Genomic DNA, 18507 nt, shown 5'->3' on the forward strand with positions numbered 1-18507 from the left:
TATTATATGGCCTCTAATTTTCCTGCTGAACGTCTAAAATATTCGAGATACCAATCCACGAACTTCTTAACTCCAACCGTCACAGGCGTGTCTGGCTTATAATCAACTGCGTGAACAAGACCGGAGACATCGGCGTAGGTATCTGGCACGTCGCCGGGCTGCAATGGCAGCAGTTCTATAGCCGCCCTTTTACCAAGCGCCTCCTCCAGCGCCTCGACATAGGCGGTTAATTTTACCGGGTTGTTGTTGCCTATGTTGAAGATGCGCCAGGGCGCATAGCTGGTGGCAGGATCCGGGTCAGCGGAGTTCCAGTCGGGATTGGGCGCGGCAGGCTGGTCGCTTGCACGAATAACGCCTTCGGCTATGTCCTCGACGTAAGTGAAGTCGCGCGTATGATTGCCATTGTTGAATAATTTGATGGGCTCCCCGGCAAGGATACTTTTGGTGAACAGGAAAAGCGCCATGTCCGGCCGGCCCCAAGGACCATAGACGGTGAAGAAACGAAGCCCGGTAGTGGGCAAGCCAAACAAATGGCTATAACTGTGTGCCATCAGTTCGTTGGCACGCTTTGTCGCCGCATAGAACTGCACCGGGTGGTCGGCAGGGCGTTGCTCGGAAAACGGCATGTTGGTATTCGCCCCGTAGACGCTTGAGGTGCTTGCATATGTCAGATGCGCCACACGGCTGGCGCGGCACGCTTCAAGTATGTTGGTGTAGGCGATAATGTTGCTTTCCACGTAGGCATGTGGGTTCTCCAGGCTGTAGCGAACCCCAGCCTGCGCGGCGAGATGGATCACGCGATCGAATGCGTGAGCAGCAAAACAGGCGTCCACCACGTTCTTGTCAGCCAGATTGCCGCGGATGAATTGAAAGCCAGAATTGGTTCTGCGGTTCGCCTCCTCCAGCAACCGCAATCTCGCTTCCTTGATTTCGGGGTCGTAGTAGCTGTTGACGCTGTCTATTCCGACGACCTCATCACCGCGCTCCAGCAAACGCCTCGACACGTGATAGCCAATAAACCCGGCCGCGCCGGTCACCAGAATTTTCATCAGAAGCGTCCATCCGTAATTTCCTTGGGAAACAGGCCCTTGATGTCGAAAATGACACCCGGGGTCTTGCGAAGGGTTTGTAGACCGGCAGCGCCCAGCGCATGAAATTGCCTGTGCCCTACCGCAACAATTACGCCGTCATAGGCCCCCGCCGGGATATCCTTCACACTCAGTACACCGAGTTCTCGTTCACATTCCTGCGGATCGACCCAAGGGTCCCAGAGGTCAACCTGCGCGTTATATTCCTTCAACTGTGCGACGAGGTCGGCGACCTTAGAATTTCGCAAATCCGGGCAGTTTTCCTTGAAGGCTGCGCCCATCACAAGAACTCGGCTGCCAACGACGGGTATTCCTTTGCGCATCATCAGCCGGGCTGTCTGGTCCGCTGCATGTTTTCCCATGCCGTCGTTGATTCGACGGCCTGCGAGTATGACTTCCGGATGGTAGCCGAGTTCTTGTGCCTTGTGGGTGAGATAGTAGGGATCTACGCCAATGCAGTGCCCTCCGACGAGGCCTGGTGTGAACCGCAAAAAATTCCATTTCGTGCCGGCGGCTTGCAAGACTTCTGACGTGTCTATGCCAAGCTTGCCAAAGATCAGCGACAGCTCGTTCATCAGAGCAATGTTGAGATCTCTTTGCGTGTTCTCGATCACCTTCGCCGCCTCTGCAACAGCAATGCTGCTCGCCCGATGCGTGCCCGCAGACACAATCGACGCATATAACGCATCAATGGCGTTGGCCGCCTCTGGGGTTGATCCGCTGGTGACCTTCACAATTGTCTGCAGCCGATGCTCGTGGTCGCCCGGATTGATGCGCTCCGGGCTATATCCCAAAAAGAAGTCTACATTGTAGCGCAGGCCAGAGTGTTTCTCGATAAGCGGTGCACACACCTCTTCCGTACAACCGGGATAAACAGTCGACTCAAAGATGACGACTGCCCCGCGAGACATGACCTCACCAACCGTCGTAGATGCACTAACCAACGGTCTGAGATCCGGGCGGTTGGCTTTGTCGATCGGCGTGGGAACTGTTACGATGAAAATTCCGCAATCGCGCAGATCAGCTTTGTTCGTCGTGAATTTCAGTCGCGAGGCCGAACTGATTTCTTCACGACTAGCTTCAAGCGTATGGTCTTCTCCACGCCTGAGGGAATCCACCCTCGCCTGGCTAATATCGAACCCGACCACATCCCTCGTCGCAGCAAAGGCGACTGCCAACGGCAGGCCCACGTAACCTAGCCCGATGATGGCAATTTTTTTGGACTCTAAGTTCATTCTGTCTCCTGCCTACGTTTGTGGACTCGGGTAATCGCATACGCGATCTAACTGGCGATGCATTCCTCGTTGTGGCATCAAATAGACGCGATCCTTGTCTAACACTGATCCTTGCACTCGAACTCGCCGAGCAGCAAACTGCAGTCCTCCTTCCCATCGTGACGAGTGATGCGGTCGATTTCTGCATCACGTCGCATCCCGATTTCGAGGGACTCTCGGGCACGAGACAGGTCTGGTTGGTAGTATCTACGGTCCACCTCGTCCAGAACGTTGGCAGAGTGCGAATCGATGTCTTGTCGGTCTGCCAAACCAATCCATGACCTCGACGCGCCTCGCGATGCAAGCTCCGCGGTTTCTCGGCAGCAAGGGCATTTATCTGGCGCACCATGGGCGCCTCCCATTCCGAGATATCGCGCCATTGAGGCCGGTATGACCGCGGCTTTCCTCTCTGCCAAAACCGCCCCCGTTCGCGCTTGATCAGAACCGGTTTGCAGACCGCCCCATGCCATTAGCACGTATCAAATTACAGCAATCAGACCGTGTCGGAGCAACTTGCAAGCTTCTATCGAGCACCGAAGCCGGTCAGCATCGTTCGGATGGTACGAAATACAATCAGCACGTCGAGCCATGGGGAGAAGTTTTTGATGTAGTAGAAGTCGTAGTGAAGCTTCTCTAGAACGTCGCTTACCGCCGCGACATGACCCTGATTGACTTGCGCCCATCCAGTGATGCCAGGCCGGACGATATGCCGGTAGCGATAAAATGGCAGCTCCGCCTCATACCACTTTGAAAGTACGAGTGCTTCCGGGCGTGGTCCGATCCAGCTCATTTCGCCGCGCAAAATATTGATAGCCTGCGGCAACTCGTCGATCCTGGATTTTCTCAAAAATCGCCCGACACGAGTGATGCGCGCGTCCCCAGCCTTCGTAATAGCCTCTTCCTTCTCGTCATCGGAGGCGGTGCCGAGCTTCATCGTTCTGAATTTGTAGACCTCGTACGGATTCCCCCCGTAGCCCATTCGCTTCTGTCTAAATAGCGCAGGTCCAGGTGAATCGATCTTTACGGCAACCACCACGAACAGCAGCAATGGCGAGAAAACAACAAGCACAAACAACGCAGACGTCCAGTCTATTGCCTGTTTTATTTTTAGGTAAGCCTGATTTGGATTCAACGACCCCAACGTATTTTCAGACAAATGCTCAATTTCGACGCGGCCTGTGAGCGACTCTCTTATTTGTTTAACATGATATACTGGCGTTCCCGACAGTGCGCGGTCGGCGATGTATCGCTCCCACTCATCGGAAAGATCGGCCCGCAGATCAGCAACCACGCCGCTGGCATACTCGACAATTGTGTTGGGCGAATTAACTCTGTGCCAGTTCACACCTGGGATGCTCTCCAACCTGTCGACATCCCCTCCAGGAATTATCGCCAGCCGGTATGAGTCGAGCCGTCGCGTGGCCAAGCTCAGGCCGAAATACCAAAGAGTCGATTGAATGAAGCTCGCCGCCGCCTGGAACCGGCTATAATCGAATCTAAAGAAGAAGATGGTCACGAACACGAGGCCGTAAGTCAGGGCGAAGGTGGGCAAGATGTAGCCAGCCGCTGCGACGCCCGGGAAGTTGCCAATACGCTTATAGAGCATGTAGCCGGACGTGTGAGCGACGAATGCCGCAAAAATGGTGACTTGCATGTTGGGTGACCAGATGACGCGGGGATCAACCGACATCCGGATCAGGGCGGGTAGCAGAATGGCGAATGTCAATCCGCCAAGCAGCTGGAAGCGCATCCGAAGCAAGAAATGCCTTGGATTGGATAAAGGGCTCGTGGTGGTATTCAAATTGAATCCCGCCAGACGGGCCCCATGAAAACTTGGACGTTCACTTGACAAGATGCCGCTCTCGGCCAACGCTGGAATAGGCTATGCCTTCCTTCACCACGTCCTCGCCGCGGTAGACATTTCGAAGGTCAATCATCACGGGCGTCGCCATAAGTGCATGAAGCCGCTTGAGATCCAAGGACCGAAACGCATTCCACTCGGTGACGATGACGATCGCATGCGAGCCGTCGGCCACCGCGTAGGCGCTTTCCCCAAATTCAATGCCCTCGATCATCTTGCGTGCCTGCCCCATACCGACCGGATCATAGGCCTTGATCGAAGCGCCGGCATCCTTGAGCGCCTGAATGATGGCCAATGAAGGGGCATCGCGCATATCGTCGGTGTTTGGCTTGAACGTAAGGCCCAGGATACCGATGGTCTTGCCGCGCACCGAGCCGCCGCAGGCCTCGACAACCTTGCGCGCCATCGCCCGTTTGCGCTGGTCGTTTATCGACACCGTGGTCTCAATAAGTCGGACGGGGCTTGCCGCGTCCTGCGCGGTTTTGACCAACGCCAAGGTATCTTTCGGGAAACAGGAGCCGCCGTAGCCCGGCCCGGCGTGAAGAAACTTTGCGCCGATGCGATTGTCCATGCCGATGCCGCGCGCGACGTCCTGCACATCGGCCCCCAACCGCTCGCAGAGATCGGCAATTTCGTTGATGAAGGTGATCTTCATGGCCAGAAAAGCGTTGCCGGCATATTTGGTAAGCTCCGCCGAACGTCGGCTCGTATAGAATATCGGCGCGGCATTCAACGAGAGCGGGCGGTAGATCTCGCCCATGACTGCTTTGGCCCTTTCGGCATCGGTCCCGACAATAATGCGGTCGGGCCGCTTGAAGTCCTCGATCGCCGATCCTTCGCGAAGAAATTCCGGATTGGAAACCACCGCAAAATCGGCGGCGGGATTTTGCTCGCGAATGATTCGCTCCACCTCATCGCCGGTACCGACGGGAACGGTCGATTTCGTCACCACGACCGTAAACCCTTTGAGTGCGCGGCCAACTTCGGCGGCCACGTCGTAGACGAAGGACAGATCGGCATGACCGTCGCCACGCCGTGACGGCGTTCCCACGGCGATGAAGACTACATCCGATTGAGAAACCGCATCCGCCAGATTGTCGTCGAAACGCAAGCGGCCTTGCAGGGTGTTGGTCGTGACGAGGTCGTCGAGCCCCGGCTCGTAGATCGGTATCTTGCCGAGTTTGAGCATGGCAAGCTTTTCCGCATCCCGGTCGACGCAGCAGACCTGATGGCCAAAGTCGGCGAAACAGGCGCCCGAGACGAGCCCTACATAGCCGGCGCCAATCATTGTTATTCGCATATCGCGTACTCTCATTCAGCGCCGATGAGACGATCTCGCCGGACAGCCTATTACCAAAGGACGGCTACCGCACTCCCGGGTGAAAACCCGAGAGCCCATCCTACAACAATTTGCATCGCCTCGCCGCAACTAGACGTTGGCGATTTATGCGATTGCTACGAGATCCCTGGCATCAAGGTCGACAGGGATCTCGCCATTCATGATGGCAACCAGAACCCGAGCCCTTCCGGCTGGATCGAGCCGGTCAAGGCGACCGATCATTTCCGCGAAAGGGCCGGAAAGGATCCGGACCGAAGCACCGGCTGCGAGGCCGCCGCTGAAATCGAGCAGGCCGTGCCTGCCGGTTAACGCAACGAAGCGCTCTACCAGACCCGAGGGGACCGGCAAAGGCCGGTCGCCTTGCGTGACGAGGGAGCGCACACCGAATGTTCCGTTGACGGAGCGCCAACGTTGCAGCGCGAGGTCGAGGGCGATGAACATATAACCCGGGAAATAAGCTGCGGACCGTGTCTCGAGCCGCCGGGCATGACGCACGGTTTTCTCGTAGCGAGGCACAAACGGCTGAAATCCCTGGATCCGGAGATGCCGTTCGGCGACATGCTCCTTTCCAGGAAAGACCGAAGCAGCGTACCAGCGGGTTGCCGGCGCGGCGGTCGGCTGCGGCGACGGGATGTTCGCCTTGTTCGTCGTTTTTTCCGCGCTAGTCACGTGTCTCCCTCTCAGGGCGGGCGGCCATGTCGGCGCCAAGGGTTACGACAGTGTGTCGATGCCAGCAAGCAACCATGCCGCGAGAATCAGGACGGTTCATCAAAAAATTGCCTGCGAATTGTCCATGAATTAGCTGTGCCTAAATAATCATCGAGCCGCTTCTTTTTCAGCTGCCGACATCGGGCAATTCGCTGTGACGCGTAGCTCTTCGGTTACATTGGCGCGGCGACCCCGGTTGTCCCGGTGCTTAGTCGACCGACTTGAAGCTAATGTGACGGGTCGCCAGCATCTCGTTGCGCCCGCCGGCGGCAGGATACCTGCGGAGCCATTCCGGTTTGCGATAAAAAGCTGTTTCGACAGGCCGTCACCGAGACACAACTGCCAGTAAGGCGCGGGACCGAGGTCAAGGCACAGCGATGCCGATTCTTGACCGGCTTCACGAACGCTTCAGCAACGACCAGACAGCCGGCACCAGGCTCGCAGCCAGCGCGACCTTGATCAGATCACCGACGATAAAGGGCAGCACACCGAACTGCCACGACTTTTCCGGGCCGATCAACAGTGCCAGCCAGGCAAAGCCCATCGCCATCATGACGATCTCGGCCACCAGCATCGCATTGAACAGCTTGATAGGATGGCGATCCCAGCCACGGTCGGCGGCCCAGCCGACGATCGCCGCCATGACGACGAAGCCGGCCAGATAACCGCCGGTCGAACCGAGCATGTAGGCAATGCCGATGCCTTTTTCCGGCGTGCTCTGGAAGACCGGAACGCCCAGTGCGCCCTCGGCCATGTAGAGAAGCAGTGTGGCGACGCCGAGGCGCATGCCGAACCCGGCGGCAATCAGCAAGACAGCAAGCGTCTGCATCGAGATATCGACCGGTCCGAGCACAACCTTCGTCTTGGCCGACAAGATCAGCAGCAGCGTTCCGGCGATCGCCAGCAAAAGCTGGCCCGCCAGCCGGGCCGCCCCCTTTTCAGGCAGAGCGAGAGAAATAAGCGGACGCATCGTCGTTGCAATTGCCATGGTCTTCCCCGTTCCGGATTGCCGCCGAACGCGGCCTTGCGTTTTCCTATATTGGCTTCCGTGCTATGCGGCAATCGGTTTTGCCCTCCCCCCAAAAAAGGTCGCGACGTTCGCATGGCGCTAAGATTCGATACCAGCTTCGACCCGTCCTATGGCAAGGGCGTGACCGTTGCGCCAGACGTGCTTCGGATCACCGCCAAGAACCCCAGCCCGTTCACCTTTCACGGAACCAACAGTTATATCGTCGGACGCGAGACGCTGGCGGTGATCGATCCGGGTCCGGATGACGAGGCACATCTTCGAACGCTGCTCGAAGCGATCGGGACCAGGCCGGTCAGCCATATCTTCGTCAGTCACACGCATCGCGACCATTCGCCACTGGCGGCGCGGCTGAAGCAGCACACCGGTGCGGCGGTTCTGGCGGAAGGCCGCCACCGCCCGGCACGGCCGTTGCGCACCGGCGAGGTCAATCCGCTCGATGCCAGCGCTGACATCGAGTTCGTTCCAGACGTCGCGCTGCCGGATGATATTGTGATCAACGGCGACGGCTGGGCGATCCGGACGGTGCTGACGCCCGGCCATACCGCCAATCACGCGTCCTTCGCGCTGGAAGGAACCGGCATCCTTTTCTCGGCCGATCACGTCATGGCGTGGTCGACTTCCATCGTCGCGCCGCCGGACGGCGCCATGGCCGACTACATGACATCGCTCGATCGGCTGATCGAGCGCGACGACCGGCTGCTGCTGCCCGGTCATGGCGGGCCGGTGACCGAGCCGCGCAACTTCATGCGCGGATTGAAAAGGCATCGCAAAATGCGCGAACGGGCGATTCTGGAGCGGATCAATAGCGGCGACCGCACGATCAGGACTATGGTGGAGGCGATCTATCGCGATACCGATCCGCGCCTGCATGGCGCGGCCGGCCTGTCGGTGCTTGCGCATCTGGAAGACCTGGTGGCGCGCGGTCTGGTCCACACCGACGGCGCGCCGGCCATAGACGGCATGTTTGCGCCGGCAAAGTAATACAATCAAATATCATTCCGCCGGCGCCACGCCCACCTGGCCGGCGACTTCCTGGTCGAGCTCGGCAAGGAAATCGGTGATGCGCGCTGCATTGTCGCCAAGGTCATATCGGCCGAAACGCGAGGCCGAGCGCATGTCGACGATGATCGCATCGCCGTCATCGCTCACGCGGATGGCGACATCGGCGGGAAGGCCAAGCAGGAAGCTCTTGGCCACCGCATCAACCGTCACGTCGCTTTGCCCTACTGCGTCGGGAAACGGCGCCGCGAGTTGCCAGCCCCGCCGATCGAACACGGTTTTGACCGCTTCCAGAACGCGATCGAAAGGCAAGGTGTAGCTGCGTCCAGTAACAAGCGGATACGCTTCGGTTTGCAGGCGCTGCTCGCCGGGCGTGGGCGGCAAAAGCTCGTTCATATCCTTTGTCCGGGTAGAAATGTCGAGCGCAGGCGGATCGTCGAAATCCGTCGAGATGTCCCGCAGCGGCGGATAGATCGCCGCCCAATAGGCCGCGACAGCGTAAGGGATGAGCACCAGAACCGCCAATAAGGCGCCGACGGTCAGGTCGCGGCCGCCGCGATCGCCGAAATTCCACAATCGCGCAAAGGCAAACCCGGCAAACAAAAGCGCAAACGCGGCCAGCAAGGCGACAACGCCGAGCACCCACAGGAAAGCCTGCGTCTCGACGAGATCGTATCGGTGGCCGATGAGAACCGTCAGCAGCAGCACCGCCGAAAAAGCGCCGGTCCGCCGCGACCAACCGGCAGCCCTCGACGTTTGTCGCTCGAGAATTACCGTCATTGTTTTCCGCGCTGCCCCCAACCCGAACAAAGGCATAGTGCCTTTCAGCGGCGGCTTGAAGGCGAAAAGACGCCGCATCTCCGGTCAATCCGTCGGCAGGTGATAGTCCCGGAACTGCTGGCGCAAGGTAATCTTCTGAATATTGCCGGTTGCTGTATGTGGAATTTCGCCGACAAAGGCGACGTCGTCTGGCATCCACCACTTCGCCACCTTGCCGTCCATAAAAGCGAGGATGTGGGTCTTGGTCGGCTCCCTGCCCGGCTTGAGGACGATCACGAGCAAAGGCCGCTCGCCCCATTTGGAATGCGGAATGCCGATGGCGGCGGCCTCCGCCACGTCCGGATGGCCGACCGCAAGGTTCTCGAGCTCGATGGTCGAGATCCATTCGCCGCCCGACTTGATCACGTCCTTGGCGCGATCGGTGATCTGCATGTAGCCGCCGGGATCGATATGCGCGATATCACCAGTATCGAACCAGCTTTGTTCATCGAACTGTTCGGATCCGATGCCGCCATAATAGGCGCGCGCGACGGTCGGCCCGCGGACCTTGAGTCGGCCGAAGGTCTTGCCGTCCCATGGCAGTTCGTTATCGTCGTCGTCCGTTACCTTCATTTCGATGCCGAACGGCGTAAAGCCCTGCTTCTGCTGGACGGCGAGGCGGGCGTCACCTTTCAGCCCGGCATAGTCCGGCTTCAGGGTGCACAGCGTGCCGACCGGCGACATCTCGGTCATGCCCCAGGCGTGGACGACCTGGACATCGTAATCGTCCTGGAACTTCGTCGTGATCGCGCGTGGACAGGACGCGCCGCCGATGACGACTTTCTGCAGATAGGGTAGTTTCTTGCCGGTCTCTTCCAGATGCTGGAGAAGCATCATCCACACCGTCGGCACGGCGGCGCTGAAGGTCACCTTCTCGGTGTCGAGCAGCTCGTAGATCGAAGCGCCATCCATCTTGCAGCCGGGCATGACCAGCTTGGCGCCAATCATCGGCGCGCTCTGGGCAAGGCCCCAGGCATTGGCGTGAAACATCGGCACGACCGGCAATATGGTATCGCGCGACGACAGGCCCATGGCGTCGGGCATCGCTTCGATCATGGCGTGCAGCACGTTCGAACGATGGCTGTAGAGGACGCCCTTCGGGTCGCCCGTCGTGCCCGAGGTGTAGCACATGCCGGCGGCGGTGTTTTCATCGACTGTCTTCCAGGCGAAGTTGCCGTCGGCTTCAGCAAGCCATTCTTCATAGGCGACGACCTTGGGTAGCGCAGTCTCCGGCAAATGCGCCTTGTCGGTCAGCACGATAACCTGCTTCAGCGATTTGACCGCGCCGGCGATCTTTTCGAGCAGCGGCAGGAAGGTCAGGTCGACGAAGATCGCCTTATCCCCGGCATTGTTCATGATCCAGGTGATCTGCTCGGGAAAGAGCCGCGGGTTGAGAGTGTGATAGATCGCGCCGACACCCATGATGCCATACCAGGCCTCGATGTGGCGCGCGGTGTTCCAGGCCAGTGTTGCGATGCGGTCGCCAAGCCCGTAGCCGTCACGCTCGAGCCTCTCGGCGACCTTCAGGGCACGATGATGGATTCGGCATATGTGGTGCGCACGATCGGCCCCTCGATCGAGCGCGACACGATCTCGCGTCGGCCGTGCTGCCTCTCGGCATTGTCGATCAGCTTGTGGCACAGCAGCGGCCATCCCTGCATCAGCCCGCGCATTTTGTTCCTCCTGTTATTTTTTGCGCCATTGTGGAACGAACCGGCGGATTGTCCAGCCATGACCGGGCTGGAGCGATGCATAGACCGAAATGAGGCCGAATTCGCCACAATCCGGCCATGCTCGGCGTTAACGTTGATTAATAGGTGGGGCGCGATTGGCGAATGAAAGAGGTTCGCATGGACGCGCAGCTCGACGACGAAGCACTCGAAAATACGCTTGCGGAAAGTCTGGCCGATCTGGTGGCGACCGATGTGGCGCCGGCCGATCTGGTTCCCGGCGCCAAAACCGTTTCCGAAGATGAATTCGTCGAGGTCGTCGGCGGCGCCCTCGAGGCGGTCGGCGGCACGCTGTTGTTCAAGATGTGCGTCGAGAACGAGGGCGAAGCCCAGCACGTCGCCGCCGCATCGGTCGGCGATGGCGGCAACCGCCAGTTCCTGTTGCTCACCTTGCCGACCAACGGTGGTGCTTTGAAGGTCGAGACCACCTCGAAAAGCACCAATCCGGTGGCCGGCATTGCCGCCGCCTATGCCGGGCTGATGGACGCATTCCAGGCCGCCGCCTGAGTTTTCGGCGAAGCGGAAGAAAGAGGCGAGACTTCCCCCCGCGGGCGACGCCCGCCTGGTGGCAGGCAGGTCTTGCGCAAGGCTCTTGCCAGACACATCTTGGGGTTGAGGCAAGGAGATTCGACATGGACCAGATCGCAAACCCGGCACCCGGCTTTCAGCGCAATCCCGGCAAGATCATCACCGTCGAGCCTTACAAGGGCACCGTGACGGTGCGCGCCGGCGATGTCGTCATCGCCTCATCCGGCAAGGTCAAGGTGCTGACCGAACCGCCCTATCCCCCTGTTTTCTACATTCCGTTCGACGACATCGACTTCAAACGGCTTGGCAAGACCGAGCTCTCGACCCATTGCCCCTACAAGGGCGATGCCAGCTATTGGAGCGCGCTGCCCGCCGGCGATGCTGGCAAGGATGCGATGTGGGCGTATGAGCGGCCCTTCGACGAGATGGCGGAGATCCGCGATCACGGCGCGTTCTATCCAAACAAGGTGACCATCGAGGCCACGCCCGACTGATCAGTCGGTGGTGCCTTCATTGCCGACGCCGTCGGCATCGTCGAGCCGCACGAAGGTAAGACCCTTGTCCTTCAGCGCCAGGAGCCCCTGCACTACGCCTTCACCGGCCGCATGGGTCGGCTGGTTGATGTGAGCGATGATGACGTCGCCGTCCTTTGCCGCGGCGATGCGCCGGGCGGTCTCTTTTGCACCGAGCAATGAGCCGCCGTCGCCGTTGATCGAGAATCCGGCGATCTTGAAGCCAAGCTTGCGTATCATCGCGATTGCCGACGGGCTGTATTCGGCGGTTGCGCCGCGAAACCATTTCGGCGCGGGTTCGCCGGTCACGGCGAGAGCGGCGGCGCCGGATTCGACCTCGGCCAGCACGGCCTCCGGGCTGCCGGCACTGCGAATGCCGTAGACCCTTTGCGGCGTGTCGACGGCGGGGACGTGACGGCCGCCATGGTTTTCCAATTCAAACAGTTCGGGATGGGCCCGCATGATCTCGACGGCGGCGGCGTTGTGCTTCAGCCAGATGCCGGTGACGAAAATGGTGGCGGGAATCTTGTTTTCCACCAGCGCCGAGAGAATCCGGGTGTCGGTCTTTCCGCCGCACGCATCGAGAGTCAGCGCGACGCGGCCGCTGCCCGCCTCGGCCTTGATGTGCAGTGTCGGTTCGACGCGCAACTGGGCGTTGCTTGCCGAGACGGCCCACAGCCATATCGCAACTGCGCAAGAATGTTTTTGGAACAGGCGCATTGATCGTTTCCAGGTCGGCCGGATCAAGGTTGAAGCGGCGACCCCAAGACCGGCATCAAGGCGGAAATCGGGACGATGCCCCTGCAAAAGCGTCGGCAGCGGCAATTTGACCCGCGGGCCTGACCTTTGGCAAGCGCGAGGTCACAATGCGTGCTCCACGTCCTTAACCGTACGTGAAAGGATCGCGCGCACCGCGTCGACAACCGCTTTGACCTCTAGCCGCCAGACGCAGCAAGCCTTGCTCGGATCGGGCCGGCGGCACAGGTCCCTGGCTATGCACTCGCAAGGCATGGAGGGCCGCAGCGTAACATTGGCCACGCCGACAGGACCCCACACGGCCGGGTCGGTCAGGCCGAAGAGGCCGACAACCGGCGTTCCCGCGGCGGCGGCCATGTGCATCGGGCCACTCTCGTTCCCGAGAAACAGGCGTGCCTGTCCGAGGACCGCCAGCAGCGTTGCAAGCGACAGCGCCCCGACCATGTTGACGATCGGCGAAGCGGCCTTGGCGATGACGCGCTCGGCAGATGCCCGTTCATCGGGGCCGCCGACAAGCAGGAAGCCCAACCCGGTCTGCCGCGAAATCTCGTCGATCGCCAGCGCAAAACGTTCCGGCTGCCATTGCCGCCCCCGGAAGCTCGCTCCCGCATGAACGGCTATGAAGGCGTTACGCCGAAGATGATGCCGGTCGAGAAGCGCCAACGTCCTGGCGGTCTCCAACGGCAGCGGCTGAATCGTCGGGACCTGCGCACGCAACTCCACGCCAAGCGCCTCAAGCGGCGAAAGATAGCGGTAGAGATAATGCTGGCCACCAAAGCCAAACGGCTTGGCTAGGACGTTGGCGGGCTGGCGTTCCAGCCAGCGCAACGGTTTTTCGGGAGGATCGTATCCGACGCGGGTCTTGGCGTCGACGAGCCTGACAATGATGCGTGAGGTTTTGGAATCGGCCAGGTCGATGGTCAGGTCAAACCGGAAGCGGCGCAGCGCCCGCACCATCGCGTAAAGCTCGCTGCCACGCTCCAGAGGGGTGCCACGCATCCGTACGCGCCGGAACGCCACCACGTCCGAGGCGATGCCATGAGCCACCAGGAAACTGGCAAAGCTCGCCTCGCAAAGGAACACGACCCTGGCCCTTGGATATTGGAGGCGCAGGTTACTGGCGAGCGCGGAGGCGAGGACAAGATCGCCGATGAATTTCGTCTGGAGGATGAGAATCGAGCGGACGTGCGTGGGCGGGTTCTGCAACATCTGTTTTCTGACACCGGGGCGGGTTCGGGAGCCGGAAAACTGGGCAGAAACGATGTCGGGATTTGGAGCCGTCACGCGCACGTTCGCGTGAATTCGGTTACAAATCGGTAAGATCAGATGCTGGTGGACTGCATCTCTTATCCGCGGCCGTTCTTAGCAGCCTACATCGCCGCTTGCGCGGCGCATCTATCGGTTCCAGATCGACCAGATCAAGTCGAAGCGGCGATCCCAAAACCGGCATCAAGGCGCCAGGTCAGTGTGCGTGCGCTACGGCTTAGCCGTGCGTGAAAGGGCTCGCGCGCAATGCGCCAACAACCGGTTGACCTCCAACTGTCGGATGAAAAGCCTCGTTCGCACTCGACCAGCGGCACAGTTCTCTGGTCAGACAGGGCAAGATGGCTCGAGCCCGATTTCACGACAGCTATTGCCACCCCAAACTGTGGCTCGTCACCGCCCTCGTTTGCACTCCGCGCGAACACTGATGATGGTGCAAGGCGTGCTGGGTTTACCGAGGGCTGTCGTGTGGCTTTTCCTGAGGACTTTGAGACTTCGACCAGACAAAATACAGCGAGCCCATCTTCATCACAGGCACGCGCCGGTCGCGTTCGCGGGTTCGCAATTCGCGATAGGTCTTCAATTTCAAGGTGCCGCCCGGCAACTTGATACGCACCGTCATCGGTCCAACTCCCGTTGTGCAGCGCAGCAATGATGTGCAATGCGGTAATAGAGACCGTCCGTTACGGAAGAGTCAACAGCGGCTTCATCAACTTTTCTTGGGCCGGAAGGCAGAGTCTGGTGGGGAGGCGCCTCGCCAGGCCGCGAGCGTCAGGTGGGTCAGCCCAGCGGCTGATCATTCACGGCGCTTTGCCGGTTCGACCACCAGGTAAAGTAGATCGGGCCGATCTTGACGACGGGTATGCGGCGGGCGCGCTCGCGGTCGCGCAATTCGCGGTACACCTTCACCTTCAGCGTGCCGCCAGGCATCCTGATACGCACCGCCATCGATTCCGCCGCCCCCATTGTGCAATGCAGCACCAGAGACCTTCCGTGGCGGAAGAGTCAATGCCTGCCTCCTGACTATTTCTGGGACTAGTTGAGCGGCCGTCGGAGGTTTGGGCGCGCACGGCGGTTCCTGATCCCGCACGGAGGCGTCAGTGCCCAGCCGAGATCGTCGGACGCGCGGGTTATTTCTTGGGCGAGGATTTTTTGGGCGAGGATGGGCGATCGGACATGCCGCTCGGCCACCAGATGACGAAGTAATTGCCGACCTGCCAAACCGGCATCTCGCGCTTCTGCTCGCGCCGCCGCAGCTCGTCCCTTTTCTTGATCTTCAAAGTCCCGCCTAGAAGCCCGATTCTTATCGTCACGTGTCCTCCCGCACCCCCTAAAGGTACGAACGATAGACGGGAACAGTTTCATCCCGGCTAAGCAATTTCGTCCAGGTCAAGCAATTTGGGGCCGATAGACGCAGTACGGCGGAACGGAGCGAGATCGCCGAAACCGGCTCTATTTGAAGAAATCCGCAATGCCGTTGATGGCCAGCACCGCATAGACGATCGGTCCGGCGATAAACGCACAATAAAGGCAGAGGATCGCCGCCAGCACCAGCAGCAGCGGCTTGTCGCGGCCGACCGCGCGGAGTTCGGACTTCACCGTCCAGCGCGCCGCAGCGGTTTGTTCATCATCAGACATGTTCAGCCATTCAGTGCTCTTTCACATGGCCGATTGAAAATATCAACTTACACTTACTGCGCGGAGGGATCAAACAACCAGACAGTGCAATATTCTTGCTGTGCATCCAAAGGGTCGCGATGCCCCAAGCTCGGCGTCAGGCAGTAAGAATTTCCGTGGTCACCGTGCTTATCTGTCCGAATCCCTTCGATCAGATTTATTCAGGTCCCCGGCTTTCGCAGCCTGTACCGCCGCCTGCGCGGCAGCCAACCTGGCAATTGGCACCCGGTAAGGCGAGCATGACACATAGTCGAGGCCGACCTTCTCACAGAAATGGATCGATGCCGGATCGCCTCCATGCTCGCCGCAGATGCCGAGCTTGATGTCGGGCCGCGTCGCCCTGCCCTTCTCTGCCGCCATCCGCACCAACTCGCCGACACCGTCTATGTCAAGCGACACGAACGGATCCTGCTCGATAATGCCTTTTTTCCGATAGGTCTCGAGGAACGAGGCCGCGTCGTCGCGCGAGATGCCGAAGGTTGTCTGGGTCAGATCGTTGGTGCCGAAAGAGAAGAATTCGGCCGCCTCGGCGATGACATGGGCGCGGATGGCGGCGCGCGGCAGTTCGATCATCGTGCCTGTCAGATAATCGATCCTGACGCCGGTCTCCTGCATCACGCTTTTGGCGACGGCATCAATGCGTGCCTTGACGAACTCAAGCTCCTTCACCAGCCCGACCAGCGGTACCATGATCTCCGGGACCACCAGCGCGCCAGCCTTCCTGCCGGCCTCGATGGCCGCCTCGAAAATGGCGCGTGCCTGCATCTCGGCGATTTCGGGATAGGAGACGGCAAGCCGGCAGCCGCGATGGCCGAGCATTGGATTGAACTCGTGCAGCGCTTCGGTGCGCCGCCGGAGCTTGTCCGGCGACACGTTCATGGCGGCGGCGACCTCGGCCACCTCCTCTTCGGATTTTGGCAGGAATTCGTGCAGCGGCGGATCGAGCAGGCGGATCGTCACCGGCAGGCCGGCCATGATCTCGAACAGTTCGAGGAAATCGGAGCGCTGCATCGGCAACAGCTTGGCCAGCGCCGTTCGCCGGTCCTTTTCCGTATCGGCCAGGATCATCTCGCGCATGGCAATGATGCGATCGCCGTCGAAGAACATGTGCTCGGTGCGGCAAAGCCCGATGCCTTCGGCGCCGAAGGAGCGCGCCATGCGCGCATCAAGCGGCGTCTCGGCGTTGGTGCGCACCTTCATGCGGCGCGCGCCGTCGGCCCATTCCATGATGGCGGCGAAATCGCCCGAGAGTTCGGGCTGCAGCATCGGCACGGCGCCCTTCAGCACTTGGCCGTTGGAGCCGTCGATGGTGATGATGTCGCCCTTGCGGAAGGTCGCTCCCATCGCCATCAGCGTGCCGGCTTTATAATCGACGCGCAGCGAGCCGGCGCCCGAAACGCAAGGCTTGCCCATGCCGCGCGCCACCACGGCGGCGTGGCTGGTCATGCCGCCGCGCGTCGTCAGGATGCCTTCGGCCGCATGCATGCCGTGAATGTCCTCAGGGCTGGTCTCGATGCGCACCAGGATCGCCTTGCGGCCTTGCGCCTTGGCCTCCTCGGCGTCATTGGAGGAAAAGACGATCTCGCCTGTGGCAGCGCCCGGCGAGGCAGGCAGGCCGACGCCGATCACATCCCGCGCGGCCTTCGGATCAATCGTCGGATGCAGCAGCTGGTCGAGCGAGGCCGGGTCGATGCGGGCGACCGCCTCCTCCTTCGAAATCAGTCCGTCCCTGGCCATGTCGACGGCAATCTTCAGCGCCGCTTTGGCGGTGCGCTTGCCGGACCTGGTCTGCAGCATCCACAATTTGCCGCGCTCGATGGTGAATTCGAGATCCTGCATGTCGCGGTAATGTTCTTCCAGGCGGTCGGAGATGCTGACGAAAGCCTGGAAGGCCTCCGGCATCAGCTTCTGCAGCGACGGCTTGTCGGAGCCGGCGGCAATGCGCGCAGCCTCGGTGATGTTCTGCGGCGTGCGGATGCCGGCAACGACATCCTCGCCCTGGGCGTTGACCAGGAACTCGCCATAGAGCTGCTTTTCGCCGGTCGACGGATTGCGGGTGAAGGCAACGCCGGTGGCCGAGGTATCGCCCATATTGCCGAAGACCATGGCCTGGACATTGACCGCCGTGCCCCAGCTTTCGGGAATGTCGTGCAGGCGCCGGTAGGTGATCGCGCGGTTGTTCATCCAGCTGGAAAACACCGCGCCGATGGCGCCCCAGAGCTGCTCATGCGGATCCTGCGGAAACGGCTTGCCGAGTTCCTCCTCGACCTTGGCCTTGTAGAGCGCGATCACGCCTTGCCATTCGATGGCTGTCAGCTCGGTGTCGAGTTCATGGCCGAGGCCGCCCTTCTGGTCTTCGAGGATTTCCTCGAAGACCTCATGGTCGAGGCCCATGACGACATCGGAATACATCTGGATGAAGCGGCGGTAACTGTCATAGGCGAACCGCGCATCGCCTGAATCGGCGGCCAGTGCTTCCACCGTTTCGTCGTTGAGGCCGAGATTGAGCACGGTGTCCATCATGCCGGGCATGGAAGCACGGGCACCGGAGCGCACCGACACCAAAAGCAGTTTCGACGGATCGCCGAAACGGCGCCCGGTCAGCCTGCCGATATGGTCGAGGGCGACCGCAACATCGGCTTCCAGCGAGGCCGGGTAGGCGTGGCCGTTGGCGTAGTAGGCGTTGCAGACCTCGGTGGTGATAGTGAATCCCGGTGGCACCGGCAGGCCCAGACTGCACATTTCGGCAAGATTGGCGCCCTTGCCGCCGAGCAGATTGCGGTCGCCGGCACGGCCTTCCGCGGCGCCGTCGCCAAAGGTGTAGACCCACTTGGTCATGCTTGCTCCCCGGTTGCAGGAGATTGGAAATATTGGCAAATCGAGCGATATGATGCTGCAGTGCGAAAGGCAAGGCATCGACCAG

18 protein-coding genes are annotated in these 18507 nt (G+C 60.3%); 3 read left to right on the forward strand and 15 right to left on the reverse strand.

Going from position 1 to position 18507, the window contains the following annotated elements; all coding sequences use genetic code 11:
* Positions 1-2 precede the first annotated feature (2 nt).
* The 6 genes from NKI22_RS20525 to NKI22_RS20550 form a co-directional block, all read right to left on the reverse strand.
* A complete protein-coding gene (locus NKI22_RS20525) occupies positions 3-1049 on the reverse strand; it encodes an NAD-dependent epimerase (RefSeq protein ID WP_352958775.1) in 1047 nt (348 codons plus the stop codon).
* Positions 1049-2323 (reverse strand): nucleotide sugar dehydrogenase, encoded by a 1275-nt coding sequence (locus NKI22_RS20530; RefSeq protein ID WP_352915489.1) that lies wholly within the window; start codon positions 2321-2323, stop codon positions 1049-1051. The genes NKI22_RS20525 and NKI22_RS20530 overlap by 1 nt, the downstream gene beginning before the upstream one ends.
* Positions 2324-2885: 562 nt before the next feature.
* Complete coding sequence (locus NKI22_RS20535) at positions 2886-4163, reverse strand: sugar transferase (protein ID WP_352915492.1); 1278 nt, start codon at positions 4161-4163, stop codon at positions 2886-2888.
* A 40-nt stretch (positions 4164-4203) separates the two neighbouring features.
* Positions 4204-5523 carry a UDP-glucose dehydrogenase family protein gene (locus tag NKI22_RS20540; protein ID WP_352915494.1) on the reverse strand — a complete coding sequence of 440 codons (1320 nt, stop codon included), beginning with the start codon at positions 5521-5523 and terminating at the stop codon, positions 4204-4206.
* Positions 5524-5667: 144 nt separating this feature from the next.
* Positions 5668-6231: a transcription termination/antitermination protein NusG gene (nusG, locus tag NKI22_RS20545; RefSeq protein WP_352958776.1), complete on the reverse strand. Its 564-nt coding sequence runs from the start codon at positions 6229-6231 to the stop codon at positions 5668-5670.
* A gap of 436 nt (positions 6232-6667) precedes the next feature.
* A complete protein-coding gene (locus NKI22_RS20550) occupies positions 6668-7258 on the reverse strand; it encodes a biotin transporter BioY (RefSeq protein WP_352915500.1) in 591 nt (196 codons plus the stop codon).
* A 114-nt stretch (positions 7259-7372) separates the two neighbouring features.
* Between NKI22_RS20550 and NKI22_RS20555 the strand changes: the two genes are divergently transcribed.
* Complete coding sequence (locus tag NKI22_RS20555; protein WP_352915501.1) at positions 7373-8281, forward strand: MBL fold metallo-hydrolase; 909 nt, start codon at positions 7373-7375, stop codon at positions 8279-8281.
* Positions 8282-8293: 12 nt separating this feature from the next.
* On the opposite strand, the gene NKI22_RS20560 is transcribed toward NKI22_RS20555, so the two are convergent.
* Both NKI22_RS20560 and NKI22_RS20565 read right to left on the reverse strand, forming a co-directional pair.
* Positions 8294-9079 carry a DUF1499 domain-containing protein gene (locus tag NKI22_RS20560; protein WP_352915503.1) on the reverse strand — a complete coding sequence of 262 codons (786 nt, stop codon included), beginning with the start codon at positions 9077-9079 and terminating at the stop codon, positions 8294-8296.
* A gap of 84 nt (positions 9080-9163) precedes the next feature.
* Complete coding sequence (locus tag NKI22_RS20565; protein WP_352958778.1) at positions 9164-10759, reverse strand: long-chain-fatty-acid--CoA ligase; 1596 nt, start codon at positions 10757-10759, stop codon at positions 9164-9166.
* Between the two features lie 209 nt (positions 10760-10968).
* On the opposite strand from NKI22_RS20565, the gene NKI22_RS20570 reads away from it, so the two are divergent.
* Entirely contained in the window at positions 10969-11355 is a 387-nt protein-coding gene (locus tag NKI22_RS20570; protein ID WP_352858161.1) for a hypothetical protein, read from the forward strand.
* A gap of 125 nt (positions 11356-11480) precedes the next feature.
* Positions 11481-11870 (forward strand): DUF427 domain-containing protein, encoded by a 390-nt coding sequence (locus tag NKI22_RS20575; RefSeq protein WP_352895515.1) that lies wholly within the window; start codon positions 11481-11483, stop codon positions 11868-11870.
* Here the strand turns inward: NKI22_RS20575 and NKI22_RS20580 are convergent, their stop codons facing one another.
* From NKI22_RS20580 to ppdK, 7 genes are all read right to left on the reverse strand, one after another.
* The gene (locus NKI22_RS20580; protein WP_352915509.1) at positions 11871-12608 is read right to left on the reverse strand and encodes a polysaccharide deacetylase family protein; all 738 of its coding nucleotides are present in this window, start codon (positions 12606-12608) and stop codon (positions 11871-11873) included.
* 141 nt (positions 12609-12749) lie between these two features.
* Complete coding sequence (locus NKI22_RS20585; RefSeq protein WP_352915512.1) at positions 12750-13853, reverse strand: glycosyltransferase family 9 protein; 1104 nt, start codon at positions 13851-13853, stop codon at positions 12750-12752.
* 505 nt (positions 13854-14358) lie between these two features.
* Positions 14359-14529, reverse strand: a complete 171-nt coding sequence (locus tag NKI22_RS20590) for a hypothetical protein (RefSeq protein ID WP_352895512.1) — start codon at positions 14527-14529, stop codon at positions 14359-14361.
* A gap of 158 nt (positions 14530-14687) precedes the next feature.
* Positions 14688-14888 carry a hypothetical protein gene (locus NKI22_RS20595; protein ID WP_352915515.1) on the reverse strand — a complete coding sequence of 67 codons (201 nt, stop codon included), beginning with the start codon at positions 14886-14888 and terminating at the stop codon, positions 14688-14690.
* 149 nt (positions 14889-15037) lie between these two features.
* Positions 15038-15220 (reverse strand): hypothetical protein, encoded by a 183-nt coding sequence (locus tag NKI22_RS20600; protein WP_352915518.1) that lies wholly within the window; start codon positions 15218-15220, stop codon positions 15038-15040.
* A 139-nt stretch (positions 15221-15359) separates the two neighbouring features.
* Positions 15360-15545: a hypothetical protein gene (locus NKI22_RS20605; RefSeq protein ID WP_254820493.1), complete on the reverse strand. Its 186-nt coding sequence runs from the start codon at positions 15543-15545 to the stop codon at positions 15360-15362.
* 168 nt (positions 15546-15713) lie between these two features.
* Positions 15714-18422, reverse strand: a complete 2709-nt coding sequence (ppdK, locus tag NKI22_RS20610; RefSeq protein WP_352915521.1) for a pyruvate, phosphate dikinase — start codon at positions 18420-18422, stop codon at positions 15714-15716.
* Positions 18423-18507: the final 85 nt, after the last annotated feature.

Source organism: Mesorhizobium sp. M0778, assembly GCF_040320105.1.
In the GTDB taxonomy this organism is placed as follows: Bacteria; Pseudomonadota; Alphaproteobacteria; order Rhizobiales; family Rhizobiaceae; genus Mesorhizobium.